Annotated in this window: 21 protein-coding genes and 1 riboswitch; of the genes, 13 read left to right on the forward strand and 8 right to left on the reverse strand. The window is 72.2% G+C overall.

The features are described 5' to 3' along the window. Window positions 1-4 precede the first annotated feature (4 nt). On the reverse strand, window positions 5-1417 hold the full coding sequence (locus tag ACH47X_RS09475) for a PLP-dependent aminotransferase family protein (RefSeq protein WP_397403598.1): 1413 nt from the start codon (window positions 1415-1417) through the stop codon (window positions 5-7). On the opposite strand from ACH47X_RS09475, the gene ACH47X_RS09480 reads away from it, so the two are divergent. The 5 genes from ACH47X_RS09480 (at window position 1416) to ACH47X_RS09500 (ending at window position 5086) form a co-directional block, all read left to right on the forward strand. Then, complete coding sequence (locus tag ACH47X_RS09480) at window positions 1416-2345, forward strand: DMT family transporter (protein ID WP_397403600.1); 930 nt, start codon at window positions 1416-1418, stop codon at window positions 2343-2345. The genes ACH47X_RS09475 and ACH47X_RS09480 overlap by 2 nt on opposite strands. A gap of 65 nt (window positions 2346-2410) precedes the next feature. Next, the gene (locus ACH47X_RS09485) at window positions 2411-2773 is read left to right on the forward strand and encodes a DUF3817 domain-containing protein (RefSeq protein WP_397403602.1); all 363 of its coding nucleotides are present in this window, start codon (window positions 2411-2413) and stop codon (window positions 2771-2773) included. A 43-nt stretch (window positions 2774-2816) separates the two neighbouring features. Further along, the gene (locus tag ACH47X_RS09490; RefSeq protein ID WP_397403604.1) at window positions 2817-3323 is read left to right on the forward strand and encodes a VOC family protein; all 507 of its coding nucleotides are present in this window, start codon (window positions 2817-2819) and stop codon (window positions 3321-3323) included. A 22-nt stretch (window positions 3324-3345) separates the two neighbouring features. Then, the gene (locus ACH47X_RS09495; RefSeq protein ID WP_397403606.1) at window positions 3346-4164 is read left to right on the forward strand and encodes a MerR family transcriptional regulator; all 819 of its coding nucleotides are present in this window, start codon (window positions 3346-3348) and stop codon (window positions 4162-4164) included. Window positions 4165-4579: 415 nt separating this feature from the next. Continuing rightward, window positions 4580-5086, forward strand: coding sequence for an FBP domain-containing protein (locus tag ACH47X_RS09500; RefSeq protein ID WP_036966348.1), 507 nt, complete (start codon window positions 4580-4582; stop codon window positions 5084-5086). Between the two features lie 93 nt (window positions 5087-5179). Here ACH47X_RS09500 and ACH47X_RS09505 read toward each other — a convergent pair whose 3' ends face one another. Then, entirely contained in the window at window positions 5180-5437 is a 258-nt protein-coding gene (locus ACH47X_RS09505) for a hypothetical protein (protein WP_142031929.1), read from the reverse strand. Between the two features lie 92 nt (window positions 5438-5529). Between ACH47X_RS09505 and ACH47X_RS09510 the strand changes: the two genes are divergently transcribed. After that, on the forward strand, window positions 5530-6048 hold the full coding sequence (locus ACH47X_RS09510; protein WP_397403609.1) for a DinB family protein: 519 nt from the start codon (window positions 5530-5532) through the stop codon (window positions 6046-6048). 65 nt (window positions 6049-6113) lie between these two features. Beyond that, window positions 6114-6893 carry a GH25 family lysozyme gene (locus ACH47X_RS09515; RefSeq protein ID WP_397403611.1) on the forward strand — a complete coding sequence of 260 codons (780 nt, stop codon included), beginning with the start codon at window positions 6114-6116 and terminating at the stop codon, window positions 6891-6893. 30 nt (window positions 6894-6923) lie between these two features. On the opposite strand, the gene ACH47X_RS09520 is transcribed toward ACH47X_RS09515, so the two are convergent. Next, window positions 6924-7439, reverse strand: a complete 516-nt coding sequence (locus tag ACH47X_RS09520) for a GNAT family N-acetyltransferase (RefSeq protein WP_397403613.1) — start codon at window positions 7437-7439, stop codon at window positions 6924-6926. Window positions 7440-7487: 48 nt separating this feature from the next. Beyond that, window positions 7488-8597 (reverse strand): DNA glycosylase AlkZ-like family protein, encoded by a 1110-nt coding sequence (locus ACH47X_RS09525; RefSeq protein ID WP_397403615.1) that lies wholly within the window; start codon window positions 8595-8597, stop codon window positions 7488-7490. A gap of 81 nt (window positions 8598-8678) precedes the next feature. On the opposite strand from ACH47X_RS09525, the gene ACH47X_RS09530 reads away from it, so the two are divergent. The 4 genes from ACH47X_RS09530 to ACH47X_RS09545 all read left to right on the forward strand — a co-directional run bounded on the left by ACH47X_RS09530 (window position 8679) and on the right by ACH47X_RS09545 (window position 12018). Then, entirely contained in the window at window positions 8679-9347 is a 669-nt protein-coding gene (locus ACH47X_RS09530) for a SigE family RNA polymerase sigma factor (RefSeq protein ID WP_397403617.1), read from the forward strand. Next, window positions 9344-10480, forward strand: coding sequence for a PASTA domain-containing protein (locus tag ACH47X_RS09535; RefSeq protein ID WP_397403619.1), 1137 nt, complete (start codon window positions 9344-9346; stop codon window positions 10478-10480). Before ACH47X_RS09530 ends, ACH47X_RS09535 begins: the two co-directional genes overlap by 4 nt. Window positions 10481-10558: 78 nt before the next feature. Further along, entirely contained in the window at window positions 10559-11026 is a 468-nt protein-coding gene (locus ACH47X_RS09540; RefSeq protein WP_397403621.1) for an SRPBCC family protein, read from the forward strand. A 494-nt stretch (window positions 11027-11520) separates the two neighbouring features. After that, window positions 11521-12018, forward strand: coding sequence for a C40 family peptidase (locus ACH47X_RS09545; protein WP_397403623.1), 498 nt, complete (start codon window positions 11521-11523; stop codon window positions 12016-12018). Window positions 12019-12090: 72 nt separating this feature from the next. On the opposite strand, the gene ACH47X_RS09550 is transcribed toward ACH47X_RS09545, so the two are convergent. Both ACH47X_RS09550 and ACH47X_RS09555 read right to left on the reverse strand, forming a co-directional pair. Beyond that, entirely contained in the window at window positions 12091-13152 is a 1062-nt protein-coding gene (locus ACH47X_RS09550) for a S8 family serine peptidase (protein ID WP_397403625.1), read from the reverse strand. A 138-nt stretch (window positions 13153-13290) separates the two neighbouring features. Beyond that, a complete protein-coding gene (locus ACH47X_RS09555) occupies window positions 13291-14184 on the reverse strand; it encodes a hypothetical protein (protein ID WP_397403627.1) in 894 nt (297 codons plus the stop codon). A 194-nt stretch (window positions 14185-14378) separates the two neighbouring features. Then, window positions 14379-14543, forward strand: a riboswitch (cyclic di-AMP (ydaO/yuaA leader). 1 nt (window position 14544) lies between these two features. Here ACH47X_RS09555 and ACH47X_RS09560 point away from each other — a divergent pair. Further along, window positions 14545-15279, forward strand: coding sequence for a C40 family peptidase (locus tag ACH47X_RS09560; protein WP_397403629.1), 735 nt, complete (start codon window positions 14545-14547; stop codon window positions 15277-15279). Window positions 15280-15572: 293 nt separating this feature from the next. Here the strand turns inward: ACH47X_RS09560 and ACH47X_RS09565 are convergent, their stop codons facing one another. Both ACH47X_RS09565 and ACH47X_RS09570 read right to left on the reverse strand, forming a co-directional pair. Continuing rightward, on the reverse strand, window positions 15573-16511 hold the full coding sequence (locus ACH47X_RS09565; RefSeq protein WP_397403631.1) for a hypothetical protein: 939 nt from the start codon (window positions 16509-16511) through the stop codon (window positions 15573-15575). A 5-nt stretch (window positions 16512-16516) separates the two neighbouring features. Further along, complete coding sequence (locus tag ACH47X_RS09570) at window positions 16517-16783, reverse strand: GlsB/YeaQ/YmgE family stress response membrane protein (protein ID WP_377232254.1); 267 nt, start codon at window positions 16781-16783, stop codon at window positions 16517-16519. 210 nt (window positions 16784-16993) lie between these two features. On the opposite strand from ACH47X_RS09570, the gene ACH47X_RS09575 reads away from it, so the two are divergent. Then, a complete protein-coding gene (locus ACH47X_RS09575) occupies window positions 16994-17845 on the forward strand; it encodes an ion transporter (RefSeq protein WP_397403634.1) in 852 nt (283 codons plus the stop codon). The last annotated feature ends 3 nt before the right edge of the window (window positions 17846-17848 follow it).

Genomic DNA, 17848 nt, shown 5'->3' on the forward strand with positions numbered 1-17848 from the left:
CGCGTCAGCCCCGCTGCCGCCCCAGCATCTCGCCCAGCACGCGCGCCCCCTCAGGGAACGCCCCCGGGTTCGGACCGGCGTAGTTGAGCCGCAGGTAGGCCCCCGTCGGCTCGGCCGGGAACCACTCGTCGCCCGCCGCGATGATCACGCCCGCCGCCTCGCAGTCGCGGACCAGCCGTTCGAGGTCGGTCGTGTCGGGCAGCCGCACCCAGAGGTTGAGGCCGCCCCGCGGCACCGCCTCGACGCGCGCCTCCGGGACGCGCTCGCGGAGCGCTCCGAGCAGCAGGTCGCGGCGTCCGGCGAGCTGCTGGCGCAGGCCGCGCAGGTGGGCGCGCCAGGCGGGCTGGGTCACGACGTCGAGCGCTACGGCCTGGAGCAAGCCGCTCACGTACATGGACTCGGCCTGGGCGCCGGCGAGGATGCGGTCGCGGGCCGGGCCTCGTGCGACGAGTCCGGCCACGCGGACCGCCGGGGACACGCTCTTGGTCAGCGAGCGCAGGTAGACCACGTGCCCGGCGTCGTCGCGGGAGGCGAGCGGCACCACGTCCTCGGTGATGCCGAAGTCGTGCGCCCAGTCGTCCTCGATCACGTACGCGCCGTGCTGCCGGGCCAGCCGGAGCACCTCGTCGCACAGGTCGGGGGACCAGCGGCCTCCGGTCGGGTTGGCGAAGTGTGGCTGCGCGTAGAAGGCGCGTGCCCCGGTCTGCTCGAATGCTCGCGCGAGCGCCTCCGGATCCGGGCCGCCGGGACCGCTGGGTACCGGCACCACCTGCACGCCCACCTGCTCGGCGGCGAGCAGGGCACCCCAGTACGTGGGTGACTCCACCAACAGGGGCCGGCCCGCGCCCACCAGCGCGCGGAACGTGATGCTGAGGCTGCTCTGGCTGCCGGGGAAGACGACGACGTCGCTCGGTGCGGGCGGCGCGACGCCGACGGGTGCGGCGCCGCCGACCTCGGCCGCGAACCAGGCCTGCAGCTCGGGCATCCCGGCGGCCGGCGACCGGGTCACCGCGGCGTCGGTGCGCGCCGCCCGGGTGAAGGCGGCACGGACCAGGCGCTCGGGGAGCAGCTCGCGGTCCGGGTAGCCCGAGTGCAGCGCGACGACGTCGTTCGGCGCGGTGTGCTGCGCGCGGGAGAGCTGCTGGGCGGGCTGCGGCCGGGGACCGAGCGCCGCCGTCTGCCAGCCGTGGTCGTTGGGGCGCGCCACCCGGACGGCCCGGACGAACGCACCGACGCCCGGCCGGGTCTCCACGAGGCCCTGCGCCACCAGGGTGCGCAGCGCCTTCTGCACGGTGACCGGGCTCGCGCCGTACCGCGTCACCAGCTCTCGGCTGGAGGGCAGGCGCGCGCCCGGTGCCGCGCCCGCGATCCAGTCGCGCAGCCCGGCGACGATTCGACCACTGCTATCGTCATACATGACAGCCAACAGTAGCGCTATCGTTCCTGTGCGCACTCCGCTATCGACCTCTCGCGCCGGCCCCGGGTGGGGGCTCCTGGGGGTCCTGGCGTTCTCGTTAACCCTCCCGTTCACCCGGGTGGTGGTCGGCGGCGGTGCCATGTCGCCGCTGTTCGTGTCCTGCGGACGCGCCGTGGTCGCGGCGGTGCTGGCCTCCGCCGCTCTCGCCATCACCCGGCAGCGCCGACCGCGCGGCGTGCAGTGGGCGCGACTCGCGGTGGTGGCCGCCGGGGTGGTGGTCGGCTTCCCGGTGCTGACGTCGTTCGCGCTCACCACGGCGCCGGCCGGCCACGCCGCAGTGGTGGTCGCACTGCTGCCCGCGGTGACCGCGGTACTGGTCGTGCTGCGCGGGCACGAGCGGCCCCGCGCGTCGTTCTGGGTCATGGCGGCGCTGGGCGCGGTCGCGGCGATCACCTTCGCCTCGGTACAGGGCGGCAGGCTCGGCGGACTGACCGGGTCGGACCTGCTGCTGCTCGCCGCCGTGGTCGCCTGCGGGCTCGGCTACGCGGAGGGCGGGCTGCTCGCCCGCGAGCTCGGCGCGTGGCAGACGATCTCCTGGGCGCTCGTCCTCGCCGCCGCGCCCATGGCACTGCTCACAGCGGTCTCGGTGGTGCGGCAGCCGCCGTCGGGCAGCCCGCTCGACTGGGCAGTGTTCGGCTACCTGGGCACGGTGAGCATGTTCCTGGGCTTCGTCGCCTGGTACCGCGGCCTGGCGATCGGCCCGATGGCGCAGGTCAGCCAGGTGCAGCTGATCCAGCCCGTGCTGGGCATCTGCTGGGCCGCGCTGCTGCTGCACGAGCAGGTCGGCTGGTCCACGGTGCTCGGTGGGGCGGCCGTGATCCTCTGCGCTGGTGTCGCCGTGCGGTCTCGGCTGCGGCAGCCGGGCTGAGGCCCACCGTCCGGCGTCGGGCAGACTGGGCGTACGTCCCGCCCCGCCTCCGGAAGGAACCCCGCATGCCCCCGATGTCCCGTCTGGGCCGCCTGTTCGCCGTCGTCGCCTGGATCGAGGCGTTCACCTGGGCCGGACTCCTGGTCGGGATGTTCCTCAAGTACGTCACCGAGACCACCGAGGCAGGTGTGTGGCTGTTCGGCCGCCTGCACGGTGGCGCGTTCGTGCTGTTCGTCGTGGTCACGCTGATCGCGGCCGTGCGGCTGAGGTGGGGCTGGTTCCGCACGCTCGTCGCGCTGGCCTCGGCGGTCCCACCGCTGACCACGCTGCTCGCCGAGTGGTGGCTCAAGCGGACGGGCCACCTCGCGCAGCCGGCCGAGCGGGAGGCCGCGCCGTCGCCGGACACGGAGCTCCAGCCCACGCGCTGACGCCACTTGAACCTCACGCCGCGTGAGGGCCCAGCCTGGGGTCATGATCGACACCTACCCCGCTTTCGATGTCAGCCCCGTCCCCGTTCCCGGCCCGGACGCCCGGGCACCCGAGCCCTTCCACGGCATCTACGGCATGCCGATGTTCGTCTCGGTGCCCACCGCCGACCTGGCGGCGTCCACCGACTTCTGGGTACGGGGGCTGGGCTTCTTCGAGCTCTTCTCCGTACCCGGCCAGGTGGTCCACCTGCGCCGCTGGACGTTCCAGGACGTCCTCCTGGTCCCGACGGGGCGGCCCGCCGAGGCGCCCGCGCTGACCGTGAGCTTCTCCTGCGTGCTCGACCAGGTCGCGGGCATCGCCGCTGCCTGCGAGGAGGCACGGCCCGGCAGCACCACGGGGCCGCGGACGATGCCCTGGGGCTCGGTCGAGCTCGAGGTGGTCACACCGGAGAACGCGCGGGTGGTCATGACCGCCGCCCGACCGTACGACCCCGACAGCCCCGAGGCCCAGAACCTGCGGGACATGGGGATCGAGGGACCCGGGGAGTGACGCGCCTGCGAGACTGGGCCGGATGACGTACGCGAGCGCCACCGACGCGGTGCCGCCGGACGGGCTGACCGTCGGCGGTGCCGCGTCCGTCGTGGGCGTCACGGTGCGGACGCTGCACCACTGGGACGGTCTGGGCCTGGCCTGCCCGTCGCAGCGCACGGCCGGCGGGCACCGGCTGTACGACGCCGCCGACGTCGCCCGGCTGCACCGGGTGCGCCTCTACCGCGAGCTGGGCCTGCCACTTGCTGAGATCGCGGCGCTCCTGGACGCGCCCGCCGACGACGCCGAGGAGTCCCTGCGCCGGCAGCGGGACGAGGTGCGCGAGCACCTCGCGCGCCTGCAGCGGTCGGCGGACGCGCTGGACCGCATGATCGAGGCGCGCCGGTCCGGGGTGCTGCTCTCCCCCGAGGAACAGGTGCGCATCTTCGGAGAGCAGTGGCGGCCGGAGTGGACGGCCGAGGCGCGGGAGCGGTGGGGCGACGGCGAGCAGTGGGCGCAGTACGCCGAGCGCGCGGCGGACCGGGGGCCCGAGGACTGGCGCCGGATCACGGCGGACGTCGAGGCTCTCCACCACGACCTCGCCGTGGCCCTCCGTGCGGGCGTGCCGCCGGGCAGCGCGACGGCGAACGACCTGGCCGAACGGCACCGGGCGTCGGTCGGCGCCTACTTCGACTGCACCGTCTCCATGCATGTCTGCCTGGGTCGCACGTACGTGACCGACCCCGGCTTCCGGTCGTTCTACGACGACCTCGAACCCGGTCTGGCCACCTGGCTCCGCGACATCATCGACGCGAACGCCCGCGGGCGCGGCGTCGACCCGGAGACCGCCGTCTGGGTGTGAGGCGGGACGCACCACAAAGCACGTGTGCCGCGCGTGGCCCGTGTGTAGCATCGAGAGGTCGGCCGTGCGGCGCAGCCGCGGCGGACCGGCCATCAGATGCGACAGCGGCATGAGGAGCGAGAGATGCGGGTACACACCGCGGGATGCGGGGCGGCCGCAGCGGCCTGCTCGGGCAGCGCCCGGACCCGCGTCACAGCTCTCTGATCCCGGCAGCACCGCCCCCTGCACGGCCTTTTCCACAAGGCCTTCCACAGGGTGGTGCGCGCTGTCGGAGGGCGGGCGCGGCATCGTCCCCTGCCCTGCCGCCAGCCGGCCCGGTGACCGATCCGTTTCGGTGACCGTGGCGCCGTCGTGCACTCGCGCGACCACGAACGCCGGCCGGTGGCCTCCGCACGACCGGAAGCCGAGAAACCTGATGAACCCCATGACCGAGAAGCAGATCCGCGCGTCCTTCCTGAACGCGAGCAAGCGGGAGGCCGCGCAGGCGACCCTGCCCGACCTCGACGGCCTCGACTGGGAGCGCCTCGACTACCTCGGATGGCGCGACCGCAAGGCGCCGCTGTCCGCGTACGTGGTGCTCGAGCTCGACGGTGAACCGACCGGGGTTCTGTTGCGCTCCACCGACGCCAAGGCCGGCGGCAAGCGCACCAAGGGCGTCTGCGCCTGGTGCGAGGACGTCGTCGTCACCGAGGACGTCTCCATGTACGTCGCCAAGCGGGGCGGCGCGTCCGGGCGCAACGGCAACACGATCGGCACGCTGATCTGCACCGAGTTCGCCTGCTCGCGCAACGTGCGGCGCACGCCCACGTTCACCGAGGCCGGCAACGACCCGGCCATGCGTGAGCTGATCACCGACCGCCGCATCGCCGGTCTGCGCGAACGCGCCGCTCGGTTCGTGGCAGAGGTCGGCAGTACGCGCTGATCCTGGCGTCGGGCGCACAGGTCCCCTGGGCCTGCGCGTCCGACATCCGCGGGTGGGGCCGGGGTGTCTGCGCCTGGGTGCACCACCTCCGCCTCACGCCGCGGCGCCGCTCTCGACCCGCAGACGCGCGGCCGCCGCTATCGCGGCCTCGCACCACACGACGGCGGGGCGGTCGACGGCGCCGCGCATCACGATCTGGCGGCACAGCTCGCCCAGGCCCTCGGTCGCGGCGCGCTCGGCGTCCACCCCCGGGAACATCCGGTGCACGGAGAAGACGACGGCGCGCCGGTGCGCGGCCCACTCCGAGGGGTTCGATGCCAGCCCGTAGGTCCTGCTCTTCGTCGCGGTCATGCACTACAGACGCGGCGACCCCGCCGATGTCACAGCACTTCGCGAAGCTGATCCGGGTCAGTTTTTCCGGGAGCACGACGTAACCTCTCGGCATGCCCCTCTCCGACCGCGAGCCGCGGCTCGACTCCGCCGAGACCCCGGTGCTCTTCACCGCCTACCTGGACTACTACCGGCAGGCCGTGGACCGGAAGCTGCGCACCCTGTCCGACGCCGAGCTGCGCACCTCCCGGCTGCCGTCCGGCTGGTCGCCGCTGGAGCTCCTGATCCACCTGGTGCACATGGAGCGGCGCTGGTTCCGCTGGGGGTTCCTGGGCGAGCAGGTCGACGACCCGTGGGGCGACCACGCGGAGCAGGACCCGCACGGGCCGTGGGCCGTGCCCGACGGCGTGGACCTCGCCGAGCTCCTCGACCGTCTGCACGCCGGGGGCGAGACGACGCGCGAGGTGCTCGCCGCGCACGACCCGGCGGAGCACGGCGCGCTCGGCGGCCGGTTCACCGAGGACCCGCCCACGCTCGCCTGGATCTGCTTCCACGTGCTGCAGGAGTACGCGCGGCACGCGGGCCATCTGGACATCGCCGCCGAGATCACGGGCGGCGCGACGGGCGAGTAGCCGTCCGCACACGACCTGCACGTGTGTCGGCCCTGGCGCGCGGATCCCGCCGCTAGCCTCCGGTCATGCGAACCCCCTTCGAGCGTCGTCCGCCCCGGTCGGCACCACGCACAGGCGTGCGCACGGCCCTGTGGACGACGGCGGCCGGGGTCGCCGTCGTCGTGGTCCTCGGCGTGCTCGTGGCGACCGGGACCGTCTGGCCGAGCCGGCTGCCGGCCGCGGCCCACGACGTGCGCGGCGTCGACGTCTCGCACTACCAGGGCGAGATCGACTGGGACGTGCTCGCGGCACAGGACCTCGACTTCGCGTGGATCAAGGCAACCGAGGGCGCGTCGCACACCGACCCCCGGTTCGCCGAGAACTGGGCGGCCGCGAACCGCACGGACCTGCTCGTGGGGGCGTACCACTTCATGAGCTTCGAGAGCCCGGGCGCCGAGCAGGCCGCGCGGCTCGCGCGCGAGGTGCCCGCGACCCCGGGCACGCTGCCACCCGTGATCGACCTGGAGTTCTACGGGCGCTACTTCCAGGACCCGCCGGCGCCCGATCAGGTGCGGGCGATCCTCGACCCTCTGGTCGCGGGCGTCGAGGAGCACTACGGCGTGCCGCCGATCGTGTACGCGACCGGGGACGCGTACGACCTGTACCTCGCGGACCGCTACCCCGACCTGCCGATCTGGATCCGGTCGGTCGCCTGGACGCCCAGGCTCTCCGACGGCCGGGACTGGACGATCTGGCAGTACTCGAACCGCGACCGGCTGCCCGGGTACGACGGCGTGGAGCCGTACATCGACCTCAACGTCTTCGCGGGCACGCGCGCGGAGCTGACGGCGCTGACCCTGCCCTGACCTCGGCCGGCCCGGAACGCCCGGCCGGGGTCAGGGCAGCGTGATGCTGCCGAGCAGGCCGTCGTCGTGCTCGACCACCTCGAAGCCGATGCGCTCCAGCGACCGGCGCGCGGCGGGGCTCGCCACCGTGCGGGCCACCAGCCGCCGGGCCTCCATGGTCTGGGCGGCGGCCACCGCCCAGTAGGCGACCTCGCCGGCGATGCCGTGCCCGCGGTACGTCTCGCCGAGCCAGAGACCGACCTCGCGCGCGTCCGGGTCGCCGTCGACCAGGGCGAGGCGGGCCGCGCCCACGATGCGGCCCCCGGCCATGACCGCCCAGGTCACCTCGGGGACAGGTGCGGTCACGCTGAGCCGGCAGCGGCGGTGGTACTCGCGGAAGGCTGCCTCGCGGAGCTCGGTCCACGTGGTGCGCGCCTCGCCGGCCGGCTCGCCGGGTGCGGGCGGCATCACCTCGCCGGGCTGGGCCTCGGCCACGGCCAGGGCGAGCAGGTCCTCGAGCACGTCCTCGCCCACCGGTACGAGGTCAACCATCATCTGCGATGTCACGTCGCGGATGATAGCCCGATTTCACGACCCTCTAGATTACTGAAAGATTCAACCACTTCGGGCGTAGTCGACGCGGCCCAGCCCCAGCCACGCCGCGAGCTGCTCGACCTCGGCGTGCACCGCGTCCGTCGTCGCACCGTCGAACGGCAGGTCCTCGTGCACCGCGAAGACGCACAGCACGCCCTCCTTGCGGTCCGCCTTGGCGTCGAGCTTCCCCACGAACCGCTCCCCGTGCAGGATCGGCAGCGCGAAGTAGCCCCAGCGCCGCTTCCCCTTCGGCTTGTACATCTCGAGCGTGTACTCGTAGTCGAACAGGTCGAGCAGCCGTGGCCGGTCGGCCACGAGCGCGTCGAACGGCGACAGCAGGGCGGTGCGCGGTTCGAAGTCGTCGTCCGCGTGGTCCAGCAGCTCCGGGTCGACGTGCCACTCGCCGTCGCACCCCTCGACCTGGACGACCTCGCCCGGGAGGTCGACCCACCAGGCGCCGTCGCCCGAGCGGCCCTGCGCCCGCTTGCGGGCGATACCCTCCGCGGCCAGCCGCCGGTCGACCCGCTCGCGCAACGCCTCCTCCAACGGGACCGCCTCGACCTGGGGATACACCCGCTCGGCGAGGTCCCAGAGGCGCTGGCGACCCTTGCGCCCCACCATCGCCAGCTTGCCCTGCATGTTCAGCGCCTCGAGCATCTCGGCCACGCTGCGCCGGCTGCTCCAGCCCTCGGCGCCCCACGTGTAGGGCACCCGGGCCGTGTCCGGCACGTCCTTGGCGAGCACCGGCCCCTCTGCCTCGACCAGCGCCAGCACCTCGCGCTCGAACTCCGCGTTGTCCGTGAGCCACTGCCGCATGGTCTCGTTCTGCGGCCACTGGGCCATCTGCTCCAGGTACAGCGGCAGGTCACCCATCGAGCGCACGGTGCCGCGGAGCTGGAAGAGCATGCGGTCGGTGATCGCGTCGTCCACCGCGCCGATCCAGTACTCGTTCCCGAGCCGCGACCAGGCCACGAGGTCCACCGCCGGGGCCACGGCCGACGTCGGGTCGACGGCGAGGTAGGTGAGGTCCTCGACGAGGTGCACCAGGTCGACCGGCCGGCGGGCGTCGAGGAGCTGGGCGCGGAGCGCGATGCGGCGCGCCTGCTGCACGGTGAGCCGGTGGGTGGCCATGCCAGCGAGGATACGGAAGGCCACCGACACGCCGTCGGACCTACCGCTCAACCTTTCGCTGCCCTCGACCGTGAAGGAGGCATGAGCATGCCAATGGTCGCGGGGCGCTCGAGCCCCGACCCGGTCCACGCCCCCGGCGCGGCCCACGGGACCGAAGCGGTCGAGGTCGTGGTCGCGGGCGACACCGAGGCCGAGTTCGCCGCCTTCATGTCCCGGTCCACACCGGCGCTGGCCCGCACCGCCTGGTTGCTGTGCGGCGACACGCACCAGGCCGAGGAGCTGGTGCAGCAGGCCCTGATGAAGACGTACCTGGCCTGGCCCAAGGCCCGCAAGGGGGAGCCGCTCGCCTACGCACGGCGCGTCCTGGCGAACCTGCGGGTCGACGGGTGGCGCAGGCGGCGCCGGGAGGTCCTCATGTCCTCCGACGCGCTGCCCGAACGGCCGCAGGACGGCCGGAGCGCCGCCGACGTGCACGCCGAGCGCGACCGCCTGGTCCGCGCGCTGCGGCTGCTGCCCACCAAGCAGCGCCGGATCGTGGTGCTCCGGCACCTGGAGGGCCTGCCGGAGCGCGAGGTCGCCGACGCCGTCGGCGTCTCGGTCGGCACGGTCAAGTCCACGGCGTCCCGTGGCATCGCCCGCCTGCGGGAGATCCTGCAGGCCGACGGCACGAGCGACGCGGCGGCAGCCGGCGGCGCGGAGTCAGCCGGCGGCGCGGCACAACACACGAACCACGAGAGGAGCGGGTCATGAACGACGAGGAGCAGTTCGCCGAGAGCCTGCGTACGCAGGTCACACGCGTCGCACCGAGGATCGACGTCGACGTGACGCGCGTGGTCCCGGCCGCCCGACGGCGACGGGCGGCCCGGGCGGGCGGCGTCACCCTGACCCTGGCGCTGGCCCTCGGGGGCGGGGCCTGGGCGGCCACCACGCTGGAGCCCCCGGGAACGACCGTTCCCGGCGGCTCCATGACGATGGAGGTGGAGCCGTCGCCAGCGCCCAGCGGGCCGCCCGTCACATCGAGTGAGGGCGACCGGCTGGGCGACAGCACGGACAACCTGCCGTATGGACCCGTCATACCGCCGGAGGGCTGGCGGGACGCGACGTACTTCCACGTCGTGACCCGGGTCGACGGCTCGAAGAAGGGGGAGGAGCCCGAGGACGACTCGCCGATGGGCATCGAACGCTGGTACGGCGAGGGTGTGAGCTTCGAGCTGCTCAGCTTCGGCCCGGCCATGAGAGACACCGTCGGTTACCTCGTCATGGAAGGCAACGAACCCATCAGCTTCACGTGGGCGGACATCGCGGCGTTGCCCACCGAGCCGGGTGCGCTGCACGACGCGCTGCTCGAGAAGTTCGAGCCCACGGGCGTGGCAGAGGACGCGGCGCTGTTCAACGCGGCCCACCTGATCACCGATGCCCCGGCCCCGCCGGCGGTGCGCGCCGCGGGATGGGAGCTGCTCACGAGCCTGACCCCCGTCGAGGTGGAGCAGGACGTCCAGGACGCGGAGGGCCGCACGGGCAGCAGCGCCACGTTCGAGGTGTTCGACCGGACCGTCACGGTGATCTACGACGTGGAGCGGAACGTCCCGCTCCAGCTCGAGGACTCGATCGGCAAGATGCACTCCCGCACGGTCTTCCTCACGACCGAGTTCGTACCACTCCCCGAGGAGGTCGCCGACAGCGCCATCGAGGTACCCGACCTCACCGCGATGACCCGCGAGGACGTCGAGGTCGTCTGCCTGCAGGAGCACCTGGCCTGCACGTTCACGGAGGAGGAGTCGGAGACTGCGCCGGAGGGGACCGTCATCTCGTCCGACCCGGCCGAGGGTGCGCTCGTCACCTGGGGCGCCCCGGTCACGATCGTGCTCTCCGCGGGTCCCTGACCAGGCCCCTCACCCGAAGGCCCGCCACGGGCCCCGGACTGCACCGGATGCCTCCCGGCCCGGCGTAGCCTGGGGCCCGTGGCTCATACCTATAGCACCAGCGTCCGGGTCGAGGCACCCGCCGACGTCGTCTGGCAGGTTCTGTCCGACGTCGAACGCATGCCCGCCTGGACCGGCGCCATGAGCCGCGTGACGCTCCTGGGCCCCGAGCGGGCGATCGTCGTGGGCTCGCGCGTCGAGATCGAGCAGCCCGGGCTGCCGGCGGCGACCTGGGAGGTGGACGGCCTCACCGAGGGGCAGGGCTTCTCGTGGTCGAGCAGCGGCACCCCCGGCGTGCGGACCGGGGCCGCCCACCGGATCACCCCTTTGCCCGGCGCGGGGCCGGACGGCAGTGCCGCGTGCGACGTGACGACAGTCGTGGCCCGGAGCGGGATGCTCGCCGGGCTGACCGACCTGTCGGCGGGGCCGAGAGGTCGCGAGCTCGCCGACGCCCTGCTGGCCGACCTGAAGTCGGAGGCGGAGCTCCGAGCACGGAACAAGCCGTGACACACCGGCGGAGAGCCGCGTGTCGCAACATTTCGTCCGCTGTCTTTTCATAGCCGTCAGGACTGCATTTCGGCGCTAAAAATAGTCCTTACGCTGGGAAAAAGCATCTAGTCGAAAAGTTACGCGCGATTCGGACAGCCCGTTACTTCACGACAACTGTTATCTGATCGAGACAAGGTGGGTACCCGTATGTAGCGTCGGTTTCGCTGCGCCACCGGAGGCACAGCCGCGGGCCCCATTCCCCAGACCGGTACGGGACCGCGCAACCGGCGACTTGGAGAACTTCGGTGAGTACCACCGTCCGACGCGGTCGACACCGCGCCGATCACGCTCCTAGCACTCACTTCATGTCCGTGACCCGCAGCGCAGCCCGTTCGGGCGCTGTGATCGCGGCATCATCCGGACTTCTCGCAACAGCGTTCGCCCCCGGCGCACACGCGGTCGTGGGAGAAGGTTCGAACCGGCTGGCAAAAGAGGTCGCGACAGCACCGGCGGTGCAGGTCGCGAACGACGCACGGCTCAAGATCGAGAGCAAGGCCGTCAAGGTCACCCCCGCTCCCGAGCCCGAGCCGGAACCGGAGCCAGCCGTGGAGACCACAGCCTCGGTGACCGCGACGAGCACCGCCGACGGGGCCACACCGGACTACAAGTCCGACGGGTCCATCGGGGCCCAGGCCATCTCGATCGCGATGCAGTACATCGGCATCGCCTACGCGTACGGCGGCAGCTCGCCCGCCACGGGCTTCGACTGCTCAGGCCTGATCAAGTACGTGTACGCGCAGCTCGGCGTCGAGCTGCCGCACTCGTCGTCGTCCATGGTGGCGACCGGGTACCAGGTCTCCTCGCCGATCCCCGGCGACATCGTCTGGACCCAGGGCCACGTCTCCCTCTACGCCGGCGACGGCATGGTGGTCGAGGCCGCCAACTACGGCAGTCCTGTGCGCTACACCGAGCAGTGGCAGGACTACGCGGTCTACATCCGGCCGTACTAGTAACCAGAGCACAGGAGCACCGCGGCGCGGGCCGCGGTGCTCCTGTGCGCTCGGCGCCACCGGCGCCCGGGATCAGTACGCGACCGCGGCTGCCGCGTCGAGGATGCCGTACCCGTACAGCGGCGTCCACAGGCCCCGCAGGCCCAGGAGCGGGTCGCGGGCCGTGTACAGGACGGCCGCCTCGACGTCCGCGAGGGACCGCCCCTGCGCGAACAGCAGCGCCGCGACCCCGGCCACGTGCGGCGTCGCCATGGATGTGCCCGCGTAGGCGTCGTAGCTGCCGCCCGCGCAGGTGTCGGAACCGGTGCCCTCGGGCACCGTGGACCAGACGTCGCCGTCGCATCCGGTCAGCCCACCCGACCCGCCGGGCGCCGAGACGCTCTTCAGGTCGAGCTTGACCGGCAGCTCCGAGTAGTAGGAGTGCAGGCCTGCCGAGTCGGTGGCCCCGACGCAGATCGCGGCGCTGGTGAACGCCGGGTCGCTGCAGAGCGGGGTCGACGAGTTGCCGGCCGCCGCCACCGTCAGCGCGCCCTGCTCGCGGGCGTACGCGATGGCGTCGCGCATCAGGGTGTCGACGCCGATGATCGTCAGCAGCTGCCCGCCCAGGCCGGAGCCCAGGGAGAGGTTGATGACGTCGGCGCCGTGGTCGGCCGCCCAGCGGATGCCGTCCGCGATGTCCCGCGACGACCCCGTGCCCGCCTCGAGCACCTTGACCGGGAGGATCTCGGCGTCCGGAGCGACGCCGGCGACGCCGATGCCGTTGTCCGTCGCGGCGGCCACGATGCCTGCCACGTGCGTGCCGTGCTCGTCGCCGTCGTTGGCGCCGTCGGGGCCACGGAAGTCCCCGTCACCGCACGGGCGGACGTCCACGCAGCCGGTGAAGGTGGCGCCCGGCAGAAGCTGGCCGGCCAGGTCGGGCTGGTCGAGGTCGACACCGGTGTCGACCACGGCCACCACCACGCCCTCGCCGGTGCTGGCCCGCCAGGCCGTCTCGGCGTTGATCTGGTCCAGGCCCCACTGCCTGTCCCGGAGAGGATCGCTCGTCGCGGCGTGCGCGCCCGGCGCCACGGCCGTCAGGGCCACCACGACGAGCGCCGCGGAGGTGGCGGCGCCGACGAAGGACTTCCTTTTCATGTATGCCCCCATTGCTCGCACAGGGGCTGATTACCCCTGAACTGGGGCAAACCTAGGGTGAGGCGACCGATGCCGAACAGGGCCAATGTCCGGTTGTGGGTGAAATTTACCGAATCGAAATCAGCAGGGTGCTGCGGGTCAGGCCCAGGCCTCGGACAGCTCGCTCTCGTCCCCGGCCTCCCGGGACAGCCGCAGCGCCGCGATGGCCGCGCCGAGCAGCAGCGCCACCACCCAGGCACCGAGCTGGTGCCCGTCGGTCGTCAGAGCGGCGGAGGCGATCTCGCGGCCCGCGATACCGGCGGCCGACAGCGGGTTCTCGGTGAGCGCCGAGCCCGGCCAGATGTTCTCCTGCACGGTCAGCAGGGCGGGGCCGGCGGACTGCAGCACCCACACGGTGCCCGCGGCCGGCAGCCAGCCGAGCAGGTCGAGGGGCTTGCCGTCCACGCAGAGCCCGAACGCCACGCCGAGCGCCGTCGCGAGCACCCACCACGAGCCGATCGGGGAGACGTCGTTGCCGGGCAGGAGGCCCCAGAGCCAACCGTCCAGGAGCACCACCGGGAGGGCGAGCGCGACGCCGCGCAGCGCGGCCGGGCCGATGCCGGCCAGGAGCCCCGCGGCAAGGCCCACGAGCCCCGAGCCGACCGTGACGACGAGCATCCCGAACGGCATGGCGTCGCCGGGCACGGTGGCGCCGGCAGCGAGCCACCAGGAACTGCCGGCCGCGCCCGCCATGCCGAGCAGGGTGCCCGCGATCGCGGCGCCCGCACCCGCACCGGCCGAGGCGGGGAGGCGGGCCGTGACGCCGGCGAGCAGTCCGCCCATCAGGGCCATGACGACCAGGCCGACCACGGCGCCGTCGGCCGTGAAGGGGAGCGGCCGGATCCCGGCCGCCGCGGCGTCGGACGCACGGGCAAGGCCCGTGACCTGGTACGACAGCTGCGCGATCCAGGGCAGAAAACCGCAGGCCCACCAGACGATCGCACTGATTGGAAGCACCCACCACGCGGAGATGCGGTGCTGCGTTTCGGCCATGACGCCGAACGCTAGCCGATGTGTGATGTCGGTCATAACCGTGAAGACCGGAACGGCGTAAATCTGCTTCTTCGTTGGGTCAGACCGTAATGCGTAACCCGATCGTGACTTTTCCCGTGAACGTGTGTACTTTGACTTCTGCTCCACCGCGACGGTGGAGTCGTGAGCCGGACGCCGAGTCCTGTCACCGGCTCATGACTCAGACGTTCAAGACAGGAGCGGGGGACCCATTCCCGGGCGACAGCAGGATCGTCGCCCTCGGGGTGAAGCCGGACGGAAACCCCCCAGTAGCCGTGCGGCCGGGTTGTACTCCTACCCGAACCCGACAGCTCACCTCGCAGGCGGTACAGGAGACATTAGGTGACGAACTCCATCCGCGGACGGCATCGTGACAGCCGCCCGGCCCAGACACCACTGACTATCCTCGCTCGTACCGCCACCGAGAACGCCGGCACCGTCGCCCGCCGTGGCGCCATCGCCGCAGCCGCAGGCGGCGTCCTCATCTCGACCATCGCGACGACGGCCCACGCGGCCCCGGCGATGGACCTCAAGACCGAGGTCAAGACCGCGAAGCTGAACTCGGTCGACCTCAACTCCCTCACCGCGGTGGCCAAGCAGTCCGTCGCCGCCGCGCCCACCGTGACCGTCCCGGCCGACGCGAAGATGCCGATCGAGATGGAGACCCTGGGCACCACGAAGGGCGCCGACGGCGAGAAGGGCCAGGCCCCCGCCGTCGTCTCGGTCGACGCGCCGGACCCGGTCCCGGTCGGCCAGCAGGCCGTCAACATCGCCTTCAACTACCTGGGCATCACCTACGTGCTGGGCGGAAACTCGCCGGCGGAGGGCATGGACTGCTCGGGCCTGATCCAGTACGTGTACGCGCAGCTCGGCGTCTCTCTGCCGCACTCCTCGAGCGCGATGCTCGGCTCCGGCTACCAGGTCACGTACCCCGAGCCGGGCGACATCGTCTGGACGCCCGGCCACGTGGCCCTCTACGCCGGCAACGGCATGATCATCGAGGCCTGGGCCGCCGGCATGCCGGTGCGCTACACCGAGATGTGGCAGAACAGCCCGACCTTCATCCGCGTCGTCTGAGCCGGAGGCGCAGCGCAGGGTGAGAGCCGAGGTACGAGGCACTCGCCCGGAGCGGAGCCGCAGGCTCAGGCGACAAGAAGCCCGAGTCTGAGCCGGAGGCGCAGCGCAGGGTGAGGGCCGAGGTACGAGGCACTCGCCCGGAGCGGAGCCGCAGGCTCAGACGACAAGAGGCAGAGTCTGAGCTCGAGCCGGACGCTCACCGTAGTATCAGCACTTCGCGAGGCGCCGCCTCCGCGCCGGGTCCCGACCCGATGCCGGAGGGGGCGCCTTCCGCGCGTCTCCGGGACACCGGACTACTCCGGCCAGTCGCAGCTGTCCGCGATGAACGCGAACAGGTCGGCACGCGCCGAGTCGGGCATGGGCACGTAGATGACGTGCTGCGCCTCGCCGTCGACACTCGCCGAGACCGGCAGGAACGTGCCGCGCTTGTCCTCGCCCACGGCGTGGGCGTCGCAGCGGGCGGGGACCACCGGCAGCGTGATCGCGCCGGCCCGCTGGCCGTCCAGCGCACGCCCGGTCCAGCCGGAGCCGTCGCCGCCAGGGTCGGCGTTGTTCATGATCGTGGTCCCGGCGATCCGGTCGATCGTGACCTCAGGCCCACCGTCCACTGCCTCGACCCGTAGCGTCACCAGTGCCGTCAGCTCACCGTCGCGCGTCTCGACCGGAATGTCGGGCTCGACGGTGAGCTTGGCTCCCGCGGCGACGGCGGCACCGGCACAGTCCACGGCGTGGTTGCGGCCGAGGTGACCGCCGGGGTCCTCGACCTGCTCGACGACGACGTCGGTGGCCGGCCCGAGGTCGTCGTGCTCGCCGAGGGCGAGCCTGATCGTGGCCGACGGCGCAGCGTCCGGCCTGGGCTCCGCAGGGCCGGCCGGGGCGCCCGCACACTCCGCCTCGCCCAGCTGCAGATAAACGTCACGCGTGGTCCCCGGTCGGAGTGCCGGGGTGTGGTTCTCCTTCGTGGGACGCGACGGCCCGAAGCCGTCGGCGTCCAGGGCGCCCGACAGGAGCGTCATCGTCTCGTCCGAGTCGTTGGTGACCGCGAGGACGATCTCCCGGGCGGCGTACTGCGTGCGCCCCTGGTCCACCTGGACGGTGAGGTGGTCGGCCACGGCGCCGGGCACGGGACCCAGCGTCGACGTGGGCTCCGGCGGGCCGCCCGAACATGCGACCGCGGCCGCACCGACCAGCATCGTCAGGACGACGACGCCGGCGGTGCGGCCGCGGGCCACAGCGGTCAGGCGGTCTTGCGCCGACCGAAGATCGCCTGGGCGATCAGGATGACGATGACCGCGCCGATCACCGCGAAGAGCCAGGTCGACCACGACCAGAACTCGTCGAAGCCGATGTTGAAGATCAGTCCGCCCAGCCAGCCGCCGAGCATGGCGCCGAGCACACCGAGAAGCAAGGTGACCCAGAAACCGCCCGGCTGCTTGCCCGGGATGACGATGCGAGCGATGACACCGGCGATCAGTCCGAGGATGAGAAAGGCCCAGAAGCCCATGGCATTTTCCTCCAGTCTTGTTGCTTGCTTGTGCTCTACTCAAGCACTGATTTAGTTCAGTTGCCACCGGACCCGCCGATTAGGTCCATATCGGGACATTGCGCCCGGGCGGAGCGGGGCACACCACCACGCTAAAGTTCGCCCGGGCATGGGGCCCGAGGCACTGCCGGAGCACGGGCTCCGGGCACGGGAACGTTGAGGAGAGACCGGATGGACCAGGAGATCGGCACGCAGGCGGTACCGCGGACCGGACGGGAGCGGCTGCGGGCCTTTCTCGACCAGAAGTGGGTCACCAACCTGGTGCTCGGGGTGATCCTGGCGAACGCGCTGATCCTGGGCGCGGAGACGATGGTGACCGGCGCAGCCCTCGACGTCCTGGTCAAGATCGACCACACCATGCTCGGCTTCTTCGTGCTCGAGCTCGTGCTGCGGATCGTCGCCTACGGCCGGAAGTTCTTCCGCGACCCGTGGAACATCTTCGACCTGCTCGTCGTCGGTGTCGCGGTGCTCCCCGCGAGCGAGTCCCTGTCCGCGCTGCGTGCCCTGCGGGTGCTGAGGGTGCTGCGCGTGATCACCGTGGTGCCGTCGCTGCGTCGCGTCGTCGACGGCCTGCTGCGGGCCGTGCCGGGGATGGGCGCCGTGGGGGCCCTGCTGATCCTGGTCATGTACGTGTCGGCGGTCATCGCGACCGGCCTGTTCGGAGCGTCGTCCCCCGAGTACTTCGGCAGCCTGTGGATCTCCCTGTTCACGCTCTTCCAGGCCATGACGGGCGAGGCCTGGCCCGACATCGCCCGCTCGGTGATGGAGACCCATCCGGCCGCGTGGATCTTCTTCGTGCTCTACATCCTGGTCGTCAGCTTCGCCGTGCTGAACCTGTTCATCGCCGTCATCGTCAACGGCATGGAGGAGATCGCGGAGGAGGAGCGTCATGACGACGAGCAGAAGGACGAGCGGCTCGACGCCCTGGCCGCGCAGAACCGCGAGATCCTCGTCGAGCTCCGCGCCCTGCGGGCGAAGCTCGACGAGGAGGACGGCGAGGACGACGACGGCGCGGCCGCCTGACCG

The sequence above is a fragment of the Promicromonospora kroppenstedtii genome (assembly GCF_044389675.1).
In the GTDB taxonomy this organism is placed as follows: Bacteria; Actinomycetota; Actinomycetes; order Actinomycetales; family Cellulomonadaceae; genus Promicromonospora; species Promicromonospora kroppenstedtii.